The organism is Acidicapsa acidisoli, from assembly GCF_025685625.1.
Taxonomy (GTDB): Bacteria; Acidobacteriota; Terriglobia; order Terriglobales; family Acidobacteriaceae; genus Acidicapsa; species Acidicapsa acidisoli.
Window position 1 is genome coordinate 112,899 of sequence record NZ_JAGSYI010000005.1, and the last position, 13,961, is coordinate 126,859.

At 57.5% G+C, this 13,961-nt stretch carries 11 protein-coding genes; 6 read left to right on the forward strand and 5 right to left on the reverse strand.

Annotated features, from left to right (window positions below):
• Positions 1-52 precede the first annotated feature (52 nt).
• Positions 53-3,619 carry a TonB-dependent receptor gene (locus OHL23_RS25635; RefSeq protein WP_263354897.1) on the reverse strand — a complete coding sequence of 1,189 codons (3,567 nt, stop codon included), beginning with the start codon at positions 3,617-3,619 and terminating at the stop codon, positions 53-55.
• 828 nt (positions 3,620-4,447) lie between these two features.
• Here OHL23_RS25635 and OHL23_RS25640 point away from each other — a divergent pair.
• The 3 genes from OHL23_RS25640 to OHL23_RS25650 all read left to right on the forward strand — a co-directional run bounded on the left by OHL23_RS25640 (position 4,448) and on the right by OHL23_RS25650 (position 6,412).
• Positions 4,448-5,143 carry a VOC family protein gene (locus tag OHL23_RS25640; protein ID WP_263354898.1) on the forward strand — a complete coding sequence of 232 codons (696 nt, stop codon included), beginning with the start codon at positions 4,448-4,450 and terminating at the stop codon, positions 5,141-5,143.
• A gap of 72 nt (positions 5,144-5,215) precedes the next feature.
• Positions 5,216-5,998: an SDR family NAD(P)-dependent oxidoreductase gene (locus OHL23_RS25645; RefSeq protein WP_263354899.1), complete on the forward strand. Its 783-nt coding sequence runs from the start codon at positions 5,216-5,218 to the stop codon at positions 5,996-5,998.
• 108 nt (positions 5,999-6,106) lie between these two features.
• A complete protein-coding gene (locus OHL23_RS25650; RefSeq protein WP_263354900.1) occupies positions 6,107-6,412 on the forward strand; it encodes a carboxymuconolactone decarboxylase family protein in 306 nt (101 codons plus the stop codon).
• A 434-nt stretch (positions 6,413-6,846) separates the two neighbouring features.
• Here OHL23_RS25650 and OHL23_RS25655 read toward each other — a convergent pair whose 3' ends face one another.
• Positions 6,847-7,983, reverse strand: a complete 1,137-nt coding sequence (locus tag OHL23_RS25655) for an alpha/beta hydrolase (RefSeq protein ID WP_263354901.1) — start codon at positions 7,981-7,983, stop codon at positions 6,847-6,849.
• 177 nt (positions 7,984-8,160) lie between these two features.
• Between OHL23_RS25655 and OHL23_RS25660 the strand changes: the two genes are divergently transcribed.
• A complete protein-coding gene (locus OHL23_RS25660; RefSeq protein ID WP_263354902.1) occupies positions 8,161-9,201 on the forward strand; it encodes an aminopeptidase in 1,041 nt (346 codons plus the stop codon).
• A 162-nt stretch (positions 9,202-9,363) separates the two neighbouring features.
• Complete coding sequence (locus OHL23_RS25665) at positions 9,364-10,344, forward strand: aldo/keto reductase (protein ID WP_263354903.1); 981 nt, start codon at positions 9,364-9,366, stop codon at positions 10,342-10,344.
• 64 nt (positions 10,345-10,408) lie between these two features.
• Here the strand turns inward: OHL23_RS25665 and OHL23_RS25670 are convergent, their stop codons facing one another.
• From OHL23_RS25670 to OHL23_RS25680, 3 genes are all read right to left on the reverse strand, one after another.
• Entirely contained in the window at positions 10,409-10,939 is a 531-nt protein-coding gene (locus OHL23_RS25670) for a hypothetical protein (protein ID WP_263354904.1), read from the reverse strand.
• A complete protein-coding gene (locus tag OHL23_RS25675; RefSeq protein ID WP_263354905.1) occupies positions 10,939-11,727 on the reverse strand; it encodes a hypothetical protein in 789 nt (262 codons plus the stop codon). The genes OHL23_RS25670 and OHL23_RS25675 overlap by 1 nt, the downstream gene beginning before the upstream one ends.
• Positions 11,728-11,876: 149 nt before the next feature.
• A complete protein-coding gene (locus OHL23_RS25680) occupies positions 11,877-12,164 on the reverse strand; it encodes a hypothetical protein (RefSeq protein WP_263354906.1) in 288 nt (95 codons plus the stop codon).
• A 291-nt stretch (positions 12,165-12,455) separates the two neighbouring features.
• On the opposite strand from OHL23_RS25680, the gene OHL23_RS25685 reads away from it, so the two are divergent.
• Positions 12,456-13,622, forward strand: coding sequence for a hypothetical protein (locus OHL23_RS25685; protein WP_263354907.1), 1,167 nt, complete (start codon positions 12,456-12,458; stop codon positions 13,620-13,622).
• Positions 13,623-13,961: the final 339 nt, after the last annotated feature.

Consider the following 13,961-nt stretch of genomic DNA (forward strand, 5'->3'; position numbering starts at 1 on the left):
TGCGGATGCCGCAGGCTGTTGTGGTCTTGCCGGGTTGTTGTGAGCTGTTCTGTTAGTAAATGATCTTCAGGCCGAACTGGACTATGCGCGGCTCGAAGGTGCTGGAGATTTGGCCACCGCTGGTGGGCAGGCCGCCGGTGATCGCGGAGAGACCTGGCGTTGCGCCGGTGCTCAGGGTGTCGCCGGTGGTACCCTGGGTGCCGCTGATGGTGCTGGGCAGATAGAGGTTGGTGTGGTTGAAGAGGTTGTAGATCTCGGTGCGGAACTCGATCTTCAGGCTCTCGATGGGAGTGCTGAATTTCTTGTTGATGTCGAGGTCGGTTTCATTGAAGGCCGGAGTGCGGCCCTGGTTGCGGGATGAATTGCCGAAGGGGCTGAGGACGGTAACGCCGGTTGCGTCGTGAATAGGCGGCAGCACGAAGGCGTTGTAGTTGATGTAGTTGACGTAGCCGGTGTTGGCGGCGCGGCTGGAACGGCCCTGCGTGACCTTTTGGCCAGGCACGAAATCGGGGCGATACTCGTTGGCTCCGCGGTAGGTGGCTGAGATCTGTTGCGAGACCTGCTGCGCGCTGTTGGGCGTGTAGGTGAGATTGAATGGGGTGCCTGCCTGGGCGGTGTTGATGGCGCTGATCTGCCATCCGCCGAGGACTGTGTCTTCGGCTCCGTTGATGCCGGAGAGGAACTTGCGGCCGTGTCCGAAGGGCAGCTCATAGACGAGGCTGGTGACGTTGGCGATGGGCAGGTTGTAATCCGATTGCCCGTAGTCGGCCTTGATGTTGTTGGCGTCCTGGGGCGAGGGGGTGTTGCCTTCGAGCGAGGCGCTGGCGTTGTCGAGCGAGTGCTCCCAGCTGAAGGAGTTGAGCAGGGTGAGGCCGGCGACCATGCGCTGTTCGTAGCGGACCTGGAGGGCGTTGTAGTTGGACCAGAATTCGTTGAGCGCTTCGGTGATGTCGCTGGGCCAGTTGCCGTAAGGACGGGTGAAGCCGAGCGACGGGTTCTTCTGGTTGCCGTTGAGGAAGCCTTGCAGCTTGACGCCGTGGTTGCCGACGTAGGCGATGTCGATGAGGGAGTTCTTGGCGAGCTGTTGCTGGATGCTCAGGAAGTAGCTCTCGACGTAGCTGTCGCGGGTGTTTTTGGGAACCCAGGTGATGTTGTCGGTGGCCTTGTTGAAGGTGGTTACGAGACCTGAAGGGAAGCCCTGGCTGGCCGTGGCGTAGCAGCTTGGGGTGGTTGAGCCCACAGCGATGATCTGCGACGGAAGCGGCGAAGCGCATTGGTCGGTGGTGCTGGGCTTGATCTGGGTGACAGCGGCGAACTGCGCCTGAGGGGCGTTGATGCCGAGGATGTCGCCCGAGCCAGCGCGGGTGTAGTGGACGAAGCCCGTGCCGAAGCCGCCGCGGATGGCTGTTTTGGGAGTCGCGGCAAAGGCGAAGCCAATGCGCGGGGAAAAGTCTGCGTAGTCTGGATCGACGAGCGTCTTGCCGTAGACGCCGCCGTAGTTGACGGGGGTGATTCCGTTGGCCGCGACTGCGCCGGGGGTGGTGGTGAGGACGGTCTGAGAGGTCGGGTCGAAGTTGGAGATGTTGTTCTTCCACTCAGAGTAGGGTGAGCCGTATTCCCAACGAACGCCCAGATTGAGCGTCAGCTTGGGGCTGACCTTCCAGTCGTCCTGAGCGTAGGCGCTGTCGAGGGTCTGGCGAAGGTGCGCTACGAAGTAGTTGGCGAGCTGGTAGCTGGTGGTGGTGCCGAAGAGGAAGTCCGCCCAGTAGGTATCGGAGACGGGCGCGGTTGGGGCTGCGGTGCCGGTGCTGGTGGTGGAGCAAAGCGCCGAGGTGGCGGCGTCACAGAGGCTGTAGCCGCTGCCGTAGGTCCAGGAACCGTAGAGCGGGTTGTTGTCGTTGACGGCCATCCAGATGTGCTCGTATTCGTAGCCGAACTTGAGGGAGTGGTTGCCTTTGACCCAGGTGTAGTTGACTTTGGGATCGAGCAATGCCGGGTTTTGCCACTGGGGATTGGTGCTCTGACGGCCGAAGCCGCTGAAGCCGGTGATTCCGACGGATGGGAGACCGCCGGCGACGATTGGGTTTGTGGGGAGTCCGGGAATCTGGAACGCGTTGTCGCCGATGGATAGGTTGAATTTGCCGGCCTTGGTGCGCGAGATGCCGACGCGGGCATCCAGGACCTTGTTGGGACCGAAGAGGTGGGTGTAACCGAGGGCAACCTGCTGGTCGAGGATGCGGATGGTGCCGTTGGTCTGGCCGTCCAATGGCAGCGGGATGGTGACGTGATTGACGCCGGTCTCCTTGCGGTCGCTGATGCGCAGGAACCAGGAGTTGTTGGCGTTCTGCTGGTAGTCGAGGCGGAGATCGCCTTTATCGGCGTTATCGGTGAAGGGCGCCTGCACCGAATAATCGTTGGTATTGAGGCCGGTGGTTGACAGGCCGGCAGACGGGAGGGAGATCTGCTTGAAGTAGCCGACGATCTGCGCGGAGAGCGGGTCCATGGCGGTGGTGGGAATCGAGGTACCGGCCTGGTAGATGGCGCCGGTGACTGGGTTTCGTACGGGCACGACCAGGTTGCCGTTCAGCTCATTTTGAGTGGGCAATGTGAGTACGGTGAGCGGCGTCAGATCCTGACGGAAGCCTTCGTAGTCGAGAAAGAAGAAGAGTTTGTCTTTCTGGATCGGACCGCCGAAGTTCATGCCGAACTGGTTGCGGTTGAAGGCAGGCTTCTTGAACGGAGTTACTGCGCCGGTGTTGCTGACGACGTTGGGCTTGAAGAAGCCTGCGGCATTCAGATCGGTGTTGCGGAGGAAGTCGTAGGCTGTGGCGTGAAAAGCGTTCGTTCCGGAAGCGGAGGCGACGTTGATGGTGGCCCCAGAGGAACGGCCGTACTCGGCGCTCTCGTTGTTCGTCACGACCTGGAACTCGGCGACGGAGTCAGGCGCGATGGCGATGATCTGGTTGTCGAAGCCTTGATTGCTTTCGCCGTAGGCGTTGTTGTCCATGCCGTCGAGCAGGAAGTTGTTGAACATGCTGCGCTGGCCGTTGACGTTGTATGCGCCCTCGCGCACAAGGCTGCTGATGGAGCTGGTGGTGGCCGCGGTGGGCGCCTGACGGCTGCCGGTGACGAGCGCGAGCAGGTCGGAGTAATTGCGGCTCACGAGCGGAAGCGCTTCGCTTTGATAGTTGGTGATGGTCTGGCCGCGTTGGCTGGTGTCGGTTTCGAGCGACAGCGCGACGTCGTTGACTTCGACGGTGCTATCGGAACCGCCGACCTTGAGTGAAAGATCGATGCGGGTACGGCCGGAAACGGAGACGCTGATGTTTTCCGCGACTGCGGTGGAGAAGCCCTGCGACTCTGCCTTGACGGTGTAGACGCCGACACGCAGCGAGGGGAACTCGTATTCGCCGGAGGAGTTTGTGGTGGTGGTGGCGACGATGCCTGTAGCGGTGTTGGTAGCGGAGACGGATGCGCCGGGAACGATGGCTCCCGAACTGTCGTGGATGGCGCCGACAATGCTGCCGTCCTCAAACTGAGCTCTTACTATATTTGCGCTAAGTAAGAAGATCAGGCCTGCCAAAAAGGAAAAGGAAATGTTTCTTAGAATACGTGTCATATTGCTTAAGATAGGCAGAAACCAATAGGCGATTTTTAATCTACGGTTAACAGAATTTGAATTCTGCGTTGTCTGGCGTGCAAAACCTGGTTCGCAAGCTGTCGGCGATCGCGGCATCCGTCCCAAAAGCTACGGAGTTTAATCGTCGAGCTGCTGGAGAGAGCGCGGCGATGACCGGATACGATCAGCTACGGTCCGATTGGATCTCCGAACGGTAGAAAAACGGCGCCCATGTCCGGCTCCAGTTTTGGGCAGCCTCCTAATTTCTCCTGAACCCGGGAAAAAGCCAGCATATCGGCTGCATGAGTGACTCAGCCCGTTACCAAGAACCAACAATTATTGGTTTTCGCGCATTCGGAGCGTGGCGAATAGTCTAATCAATAGTGACTTCGCAGATTTCACCGCTTTCAGGTATATACTGGTTCGCGTTCGGCTTCCCGTGCTCGCCGATTAAAGCCGCTCACGAACTGCAGGGCCCCCAAGCAGAAAGATCGGCGACCTCGATTCCCTAAGATTCCTTCCAAACCAGACGTTTGACGCGCGCTCAAAGATGGGCATGTTGCGGGGCGTAAGCGTCGAGAACATCAACGACAGAACGTGTGAATTCAGGAATATGATTCGTGGCTCCGCTAGGAGAGAAGCGAATTGCCTCCCCGATCATTCCGTGAGAGCTTCTCCAAGCTGCCCGTGAATCCCGTTTAGAAGCTCACGACTTGCAGGAGAGGCTCACTTTGCAAAAGGTATCGAACGCCACGCCTTCGGGAACATGTGATTTTGCTGGCTGACGCTCGCATTCAGCGATTTAGTTGAACGCAAAGGAGGAAAGACATGGCAAATACGACGTATGAAATTCAATCTAACGACGCCGCCAGCGATGCTGGCGTTGCGAAAGTCGACATGAAGTTCGAAATCGTCGTTATCCCCGTCTCGGATGTCGATCGCGCGAAGGAGTTCTACGGGAGGCTCGGGTGGCGACTCGACGCCGACTACGACAACGGTAAGGATTATCGTGTGATTCAGTTCACACCACCTGGCTCCGGGTGCTCCGTCATCTTCGGGAAGAACGTCACCGGGGCGGCTCCCGGCTCAGCCCAGGGCCTTTATCTGATCGTCGACGACATCGAGACCGCGCGCAAGAATCTGCTCCGTCATAGCGTTGAGGTCAGCGAAGTATTCCACGGCGCTGCAGACGTGTACTCCGGCCCGGACGAGCCCTACCTGTTTGGACGGATTCGAGTCAACGGCCCTGATCCCGAGCATCGCAGCTACCGCTCGTTCGCCTCGTTCAGAGATCCGGACGGGAACGGCTGGCTGTTCCAGGAAATCACGACGCGGCTTCCGGGTCGCATCGACAACACGGCGACGACCTTTGCATCAGCGAACGATCTGGCAAACGCGTTTCGGCGTGCGGAGGCCGCCCACGGCGAGCACGAGAAGCGCATCGGGCAGCGCGACGCGAACTGGGCAGACTGGTATGCCGCTTACATGGTGGCTGAACAGTCAGGCAAAGAGCTGCCACAATGAACGACTCCGCTGGGAGCTACATCGTTCCCGGCGAGACGTCAAGGCTCTCGATCGCGGGTTCCTGGAGGAATCATGAAACTCACAGGCAAGAAGGCTCTCATTACCGGAGGAAACAGCGGGATCGGCCTGGCCACAGCCCGCCTTTTCATCTCTGAAGGCGCTGAAGTCGCAATTACGGGTCGCGATCAACAGACACTCGATGAAGCGGTCGCCAAGCTGGGATCGAAGGCACAGGGCTATCGCGCCGACGTTACGGTTGCGGAGGACCGCAAGAAGCTCTTCGCTGAACTCGCCAAAGACTTTGGCAAACTTGACATCGTCTTCGCCAATGCAGGCATTTCTGGCAGGACGCCGACTGGCACGACCGACGAAGCCATCTTCGAAAGGGTAGTCCACACCAATCTCAACGGTGCTTTCTTTACCGTCAATTCAGCCGCTCCTCTCATGAACGACAACGGCAGCATCATCTTCAACGGATCGGTGCACAATTATCTCGGTCAACCAGGCGTGGCTGCCTATGCTGCCACGAAAGGCGGACTCGTCTCGATGGCGCGATCCATCGCTGCGGATCTTGCACCGCGCAAAATTCGCGTGAACGTGGTGGCTCCGGGAGCGACGAAGACTCCCATCTGGAAACGCGGGCCGCGCGCCGATGCCACTCAAGAGGAATCCGCAAAACTTTCCGACTTCTTCTCTTCCGCAGTTCCGCTGGGCCGCTGGGGCGAGCCAGAGGAATTAGCGAAGGCTGTGCTTTTTCTTGCCTCGGACGATTCATCGTACATTAATGCGGTCGAGCTGATGGTTGACGGCGGATTGACCGGCGCTCCCTTCGGAGCCCCCATTCTTCGCGGATGACACCGGAGTGCGTTTTGGGGAGTCACCCCTGAATCGCATCACCAAACGCGCTTTCCGCACCCTCTTAGCCGGAAGCGCTTTACAAAAAACCGAAAAGGAGCCACTCACATGTTTGATATGAGGAATCTCACTAAGCTCAAGAAGCTCGATGAGAATGCGCCTGATGTGATGAAAGCCTTCTGGGCCTTTAATGCAGAGTTGTTCAAAGACGGCGCCATCGATGTCCTGCACAAGCAGCTGATGGCGGTGGCGGTCGCGCTGACAACGCAGTGTCCTTACTGCATTGAGTTGCATATGAAAGATGCGCGTCGGGCCGGAGCAAATGACACGATGCTGACGGAAGCGGCCATGGTCGCCGCCGCAATGCGGGCAAACGCGACGGTCACCCACGCGTCGCACTTGTTCAAAGAGTAACGGGGAGCAAATGTCTTGAAGCAAAGATGTTGATGCCCCATGTATTCGAGTGAGGGTTTGGACCGCCCGGCTAGTGGAGCAAAAAGCTAAGAGTACTGGAAAGTCTTGATTGGCCCTTTACCTCCGTAGCTTCGCTCTCAATCATCCTATTCACCGCCGAGGGTCGGCTCCGTCAGCGGAACGGATTTCGGCAACGGCTAAAAGTGTGGCTAAAGGGCCAGATTTTCAATTCGCGCATGCTCGGTCGAGGCACTCATCGAGCAGTGTGGGCGGAGAGGTACCCGAGGTTCCAGGTTCAGCGCGGACGGCGGAAAGCTCGGAAATGAGCTTCCCTCCCGCCCTACTGATTGTTCGGCGACAATGCCGGATTCTCCCGCTTGTGATGCTGGAGGCGGGAGCTTCCAATCCTGTCTTTCCGCTGTGACGCACTCAAATCAGTGCTTTGCGCCGGCGATGGGGTAACCCTGCCAGAGATATTCGAGGGCTTCGGGCAGCGTTTGCTGTTTTACGGCGCGGTCGGTGTGGCCAGCGTTCCGGGCGAAGACGAATTGATAATGGTAGCCCTTGGCGGCTAGCACTTTGGCCATCTCTTCATTGGCTACAACCCAGTCGTGCATGTTGTCGCGCATGACGTTTGGATTGTAGAGGTCTCGGTCGCCTACTTCCATCCAGATTCGCAGTGGTTTGGCCGGGGTGGTTGGGATGAGATGCTCATGGAACTCCCATGCGCCGTGGGGGGTTTGGGGATTTGAGGGCCACTGCTGGTTTACGTAGGTGCCCGAATACGTCAGAACGCGATGGTAAAGCTCAGGGTGATACCAGGCCATGATCAGGGCGCAGGAGCCTCCGGAGCTTCCACCCATGGTTGCGCGGCCATCGGGATCTTTGGTCAGCTTGACGTGGGCCTGGGACTCGACGAGGGGAAGAACTTCTTGCTCGACGAACTCGGCATAGCGGCCGGACATGGTGTCGTATTCGAGGCCGCGCTCGCTGCCCTGGGCGTCGCCGCTACCGTTACCGATGGAGATGGCGATCATCACGGGGACGCGATGCTCTGCGATGAGGCCATCGAGAGCGGTGAACAGAGCACGATCAGGCCCGTCCGCGCCGACGATGAAGGGCGCGACTGTGCCGGGAACGTACTGTTTAGGGACGTAGACGGCTACGTGGCGCGTGTACGGAGCGGGATGGCTGGTGGTTACGATGAGTTTGGCTGGATCGGTCGGATCGGGAGTGCCGAAGGTGTTTGGGTCGCGGGCGATTCCCGGGAAGAACTTGCTATCGGCTGAGTTCATGGTGAACTCGACTACAGTGCCCTGCGGGACGCTGTCCTTGGGCTGCATGTCGGGCGCTGGGTTATGGGTGGGACCGAGGATGAAGTTTCCGTCGGCGTCCGGTGGGGCGTTTGTGCCGTCGGGCAGTTCTTTGGCTGCGACATACCCGGGCGTGTGGGGGTCGCGAGTGGGTGGGGTCGGGCGCGCGGGTGGCGCCTGGGAGATGGCCGGGGCTGCCGTCAGAGCGAGAACCAGGGCGATGCTCAACAGACGGACCAACGGGGATTTCATTTTCATCGCGGCGAGTTTCCTTCCGGCGTTCTGGGAGATGGTTGCGTTCTGAAACCAAATTGTATTGGATCGCCTTCTTCGCGGCTTACACGGACTGGCCATTTCAATTGCGTGAATTTTCCGTTACGCTCGAAAGATACGGCTCGATTGCCGAATTGATATTCATCGAGGTTTTACCCGCTCATGACCACTGCCGATCTGTTGCGAATGCCCTACCCTGCCGAATTTACGGCGGGCGCCCAATCTGCGGTGACGACCTGTCTGCGGATTGAACCGTCGGAGAAGGTGACGCTGATTACAGATCGCGCGACAGAGCAGATTGCCGCCTCCATTGGCGAACAACTTGCCGCACGCGGCTGCGAGTGGAATGCGTTTCTTTTGGAAGACCTTGCGCCGCGGCCTCTGATTGATATGCCGGCGGCGGTGTTGGCCGATATGGAGAGTTCGCAGGTATCGATCTTTGCCGTCCAGGTGCAACAGAATGAGCTGCATTCGCGCATGCAGATGACGGATGTCGTCAATCGACGGCGGATGCGCCATGCGCACATGGTCAACATTACACCCGAGATCATGTGCCAGGGGATGCGGGCTGACTTTAACCTCGTGGACCGGCTCTCGCAGCAGGTTCTGGAACGGGTGCGCAAGGCAACGCGGATTCGCGCTACGACGGCGGCAGGAACGGATATCACGGCGGAGATGAATCCGGGATACAAGTGGTTCAAGACGAGCGGCATTATCAGTCCGGAAAAATGGGGCAATCTGCCGGGCGGGGAATGCTTTACCTCTCCGGGCGAGGTGAACGGGAGATTTGTGGTGGACGGCGTGGTGGGGGATTGGCTGTGTGCGCGCTATGGGCTGCTGCATGCAACTCCGCTGACGATCGAGATTGCCGAGAACAGGATCGTAAGTTGCTGCAGCGTAAACAAGGCGCTCGAAGCGGATTTCTGGGCCTACACGCACACCGACGAGAACTCGGATCGGGTAGGGGAATTTGCCATCGGGACGAATCTCGGGGTGGAGCGGGTCATCGGTAATATTCTGCAAGATGAGAAGTTTCCGGGTATCCATATCGCCTTTGGGAACCCGTATGGCGAACATACGGGCGCGCCGTGGCGCTCCGGTACACACATCGATGTAGTTGGATTGGGATTCAATATCTGGCTTGATTCGGAAGCCGGGCAGGAGCAGATCATGCGCGACGGGCGGTTTTTGATCGCGGCTTGATGTTTTCCATCCAGTATCCTTCAATCCAGAATGTGGAGAGATTTGCGGGCTATCAAAGCATGACGCTATTTCTTAATCAGACATCAATGTGATTGCGGGAAGCTGTGGAGGATCTGAGTTTCTGCAGCGGATCGAGTTCCCCGGGCATCTACTACTTCGTATATGACTACTACTACTTCCCCTTCTTTGCATAAGCTCGGCAATTCTGATCTTCACCTGACTCCGATCGGCTTTGGCGCGTGGGCCATCGGCGGCGGCAACTGGGATTTCGCGTGGGGCCCCCAGAATGACGACGAATCCATTCGCGCGATTCATCAGGCGCTCGACGAAGGTATTAACTGGATCGACACTGCGGCAATCTACGGCCTGGGGCACTCGGAAGAGATTGTCGCCAAGGCGGTTAAAACGAGTTCGCATAAGCCGCTGGTCTTTACCAAGTGCGCGATGCGCTGGGACGAAAACCGGACGATCTACCGATCGATCACGGCCGCCAGCGTGCAAGAAGAGCTGGACGCTTCGCTGCGGCGGCTCGGTGTAGAAACAATCGATTTGTACCAGATTCACTGGCCGAATCCGGACGCAGAGATCGAAGAGGGTTGGGCCGAACTGGCGCGGCAGCAGAAGGCCGGGAAGATTCGCTGGATCGGAATCTCCAACTTTAATGTAGAGCAGATGAAGCGGGTGCAGGCGATTGCGCCGATCACCAGCTTGCAGCCGCCGTATTCGATGCTGAGGCCAGCTGTTGAACAGGAAATTTTGCCGTATTGCCTGGCCAACGGCATTGGCGTCATCAACTACTCCCCGATGGTCAGCGGTTTGCTCACGGGACGCATGAGCGCGGAGCGGGTCGCGGCGATGCCTTCGGATGACTGGCGCCGTAAGGCGGTGGAGTTCAACGAACCTCGCCTGAGCCGGAATCTGCGTCTTGTCGAACTGCTGCGCAAGATTGGGTCGGCGCACGGCGTGGAGCCGGGCGTAGTCGCTGTCGCGTGGACACTCCATCACCCTGCGATTACGGCTGCTATTGTTGGCGGACGAAGCCCCGAGCAGGTCAAGGGACTTGCGCCAGCTCTGCATTTCCGATTAAACGACGAGGAATTTTCCAATATTGGGAAATTCCTGGTGGAGAATCCGGTAGCGTAGTTCCTAAACGGAAAAGGCCCGAACCTCGCTGAGGTTCGGGCCTTTCTTGCGAAGACGGGAATTGTTACATTGCTGCGACGAAGTCAGGAAGGACGACCGCAGCGTGATCCTGAAGCAGCGCAGTCATGCGAGCTGCCATGCCGCTGTAGATATTCGCGGCGCGGAAGGCATTGACCTTGACTCCCTCGGTGGCCTGGCTCAGGGCATACTGGGCGAGGGCCATCAGGACGCAAAGGCGAATCTGCATTGCATCGCTACGCAACGTCTCAAGAACCATCGGGTCAATCGGGTTGGACCCGGGAATCATGTTGCGGTTGGCGTAATCAGCCATTTCCAGCAAGACACGGGCATTCTGGTAGATGGCCCAAAGACCGCGGGGGCCGTCCAGACGTTGCCAGATGTCGTCGGTAGTTGCGGTGAGCCCCTCTTTCCAGAGGAACTGCTCGCTCAAGTCGCGGGCGCTCCAGTCGGAACGGAGCTGACACAGCAGGCTATCCCAGCTTTGGGTATTGCGGCGACGCATGTTGCCACGCCACTTACCGAAATAGACCAGCAAGGCACTGACGATTGCGATTTGGAGCAATGGAAGCAGCATTACCTAATCCTTTTCTTGGGGCGTTCGGCTGAAAGATCACCCAGCGCAACTCTACCTGCTCGTGCGCCTCCACTCATTAGTAGCAGAAGTTGCTGCATTTGTGGACTGAATTCTTTGCGTTCTTGCTCTTTTGTTGCAAAGCTCAGTACCCAATAGGACAATGAACCAATGTAACTGACGGACAATGCCTGATCTGGCCAGTGGTATTCGGGGCCTTTGCCCTGATGAGAATGCAGCAGGGACACAATCAGACTGACGATCGAATAGAAGCCGAGGCCAGTTGCGATTTGCAATTCGCGGTCGCGCCAGCCGATCGAAAGCAACTGGCTAAAGCTGGCCATTATCAGGAAGCATGCTACGCGCAGGATGGCGACAGTCTCCTGCATTTGAAAGAGAACTACATTCAAGCCGGTAAAATTCTGCGGCAGGGCCATGCCTGCCAGAGGCCAAATCGCAAGACCTGCGAGAGCAATCAACAGATTCAGAACAACCAACGACCCTCGCGGTAGAGAGGGTCGTACCGGGCTTAAAACCGACCAAGCCAATTCCACGAGCACGGTAAATTGCAGAAGCGAATCAACGATTGCCTGGCCTATATAGTACCGGCCATACACAAACGGAGACATCTTCCAAAGAATCAGGGACGATGCCAGATCGCTGGCCAGCGTCCAAATCACATACGTACAGAAACACGGCAGCGTACGCCATGTCTTGCGGCGCAGAAGCAGGCCGCTGACAACAGCTTCTCCGACGATTGACACGATGAGAATCGTGGAGTCGAGAGTCACTGTTTACCTCCTGGACAGAATTGCGTATGCAACCTTCCAAACAGAGTTTAGCAGTCTTGGCATTTTGTCAATCTACAACTAAAGCGTTTCTCAAGTTACCAATGTGGCGCAGCCGGGACCGACCCAGCAAAAAGCGGCCACTAATACTGTTACGAGAGAGAAGTTACGGCCGTTGCGGCAAATTGAATCGAACCACCAGCAGGTGCGGGCGAACCAGGGCCAGCTACGAGCGTGTTAGAGGTCGGGGCAAATTGAATCGAGCCACCAGCAGGTGCGGGCGAACCAGGGCCAGCTACGAGCGTGTTAGAAGTCGGGGCAAATTGAATCGAGCCACCAGCAGGTGCGGGCGAACCAGGGCCGGCAAAGGCGGTGGCGGCGCTTGCAATAAGGACTACGGTAGCTAATACACACGAATTGGAAACAAATACATTCTTCATTGGAAAATCTCCTTGTAAATTTCAAGCTAGGGAAAGAGTAACCTAAATGATGTGTTCGGGATACCACCAAAGTCGCAATTTTGTAAAAAAAGCCCTAAATCGGCTTCCCTTTCCCGCCAAAGCGTGGTAATACACTTGCGCGCAACAAAACATTGGTACTTTTGAAGATTTGAGGAGTTACCCGTGATCCACGATCTAAGAGACGAGTTCAACGAAAAGTACCGGCCTGAGAGGTACCAATCTCTGTTACGTCACCTGGACGAAAGGGCCGGTACAAGGGTGGAGTTTCGCGTGGCAGAAACGCCTGTCTTTCTCCCGCAGGGAATGCTGGAGGAGATGGCGTCCGCAGGGATGCGGTTGACGCAACGGCTGCTGCGCTGGCCTGAATATCTGGCCGCTGCACGGAACTCGATCCCGAGGAACTTTCTGGTTGCAGGCGAATCAGGCAGCGCGGTTTTTCCGCATCCGAACTTTCTGACAGCGGACTTTGCGCTGGTCGAGACTGGGTCGGCAGAATTGGCGCCTCGCCTGGTGGAGATTCAGGCCTTCCCATCGGTGTTTGCCTACCAGGCGATGCTGACCGAGGAATACAGGCAGGTCTTCGGGCTTCCGGACGATCTTGGCGTCTTTCTCGGAGGGATGGACAAGGACAGCTTCTGGGATCAATTCGGCAAGACTGTGCTGGGCAATCACGCGCCGGAAAGTGTGGTGTTGACGGAGGTCGACCCGCGGCACCAGAAGACGCTCCCCGATTTTCTGTTGACTGCTCGACAGCTCGGAATCTCAGTGGTGGATATCGCCACGCTCGTGCCGATTGGAAATAAGCTGCATTACAGAAATGACCGAGATCAGTTGATTCCTATCCATCGCATCTATAACCGGGCGATCGCGGATGAGATGATCGGGCGCAACGTGGAACTGCCGTTCGATCTCACGGCGCCGTGGGATGTGGAATGGGCGGGCCATCCCAACTGGTATTTCTTGATCAGTAAGTATTCGGTGCCCTGGCTTTCGGCGGCAGGCGAATCTGTGGTACCGCCGGCGGCGTTTCTGGATGACTTTTTGCGAGGAGATGGATTCGGCCGATTGGAAGCGGCTGGTGTAAAGCTGCCCGGCGGCAACCAGGGCGAAACGGTGTATGAGGACCTGCTGCTCAAGCCGCTCTTCTCGTTTGCCGGGAAGGGCATCCAATTTGCACCGACGCGAGCTGAACTCGAAGCCATTCCGGAACGGGAAAGGGGGAACTACCTGCTCCAGCAACGGATGCACTTCGTGCCGACCATTCGAACGCCGCACGGACTGACCCAGGCTGAGATTCGCATCCTTTATATATGGCCGGATAGAGGCGAACTGACGCCAGTGCTTCCCCTGGTGCGCCTTGGCCGAGGAAAAATGATGGGGGTGGACCATAACCGTAATCAGGAGTGGGTGGGAGCTTCAGCGGCATTTTGGCGATAAATGGCCGAACTCCCTGATTTGCAGGTACCCGATGAACCGAATTGGATATAGACAAGTCCATTCCGATCTTATATAGCAAGTAATAAACATAGCGGGTACTGTTGGCATATTTACCGTTTCTCCGAGGAAAGGCCGCACTCCCTGGGTCAGTTGTGCTGTCTTTTTAGGGGTGGAAGTGAGGGGTCTGGGTACGGGATTAGCCAGGCGGGTAACCCGGAAGGGGTATTTTCCTCTTTAAAAGTGCGCGGTAGAGTGACCCTAAGTGAAAGAAACTTTGGTATTTCTGGTTCCTGTCCGAGGTCTCTCAATTGAAGTAGAGTAGGGTTTAGCCACCAGGAA

Coding starts and splice junctions, on each gene's coding strand:
- OHL23_RS25635 (WP_263354897.1), bottom strand. CDS start 3,619: ATGACACGTATTCTAAGAAACATTTCCTTTTCCTTTTTGGCAGGCCTG.
- OHL23_RS25640 (WP_263354898.1), top strand. CDS start 4,448: ATGGCAAATACGACGTATGAAATTCAATCTAACGACGCCGCCAGCGAT.
- OHL23_RS25645 (WP_263354899.1), top strand. CDS start 5,216: ATGAAACTCACAGGCAAGAAGGCTCTCATTACCGGAGGAAACAGCGGG.
- OHL23_RS25650 (WP_263354900.1), top strand. CDS start 6,107: ATGTTTGATATGAGGAATCTCACTAAGCTCAAGAAGCTCGATGAGAAT.
- OHL23_RS25655 (WP_263354901.1), bottom strand. CDS start 7,983: ATGAAAATGAAATCCCCGTTGGTCCGTCTGTTGAGCATCGCCCTGGTT.
- OHL23_RS25660 (WP_263354902.1), top strand. CDS start 8,161: ATGACCACTGCCGATCTGTTGCGAATGCCCTACCCTGCCGAATTTACG.
- OHL23_RS25665 (WP_263354903.1), top strand. CDS start 9,364: ATGACTACTACTACTTCCCCTTCTTTGCATAAGCTCGGCAATTCTGAT.
- OHL23_RS25670 (WP_263354904.1), bottom strand. CDS start 10,939: ATGCTGCTTCCATTGCTCCAAATCGCAATCGTCAGTGCCTTGCTGGTC.
- OHL23_RS25680 (WP_263354906.1), bottom strand. CDS start 12,164: ATGAAGAATGTATTTGTTTCCAATTCGTGTGTATTAGCTACCGTAGTC.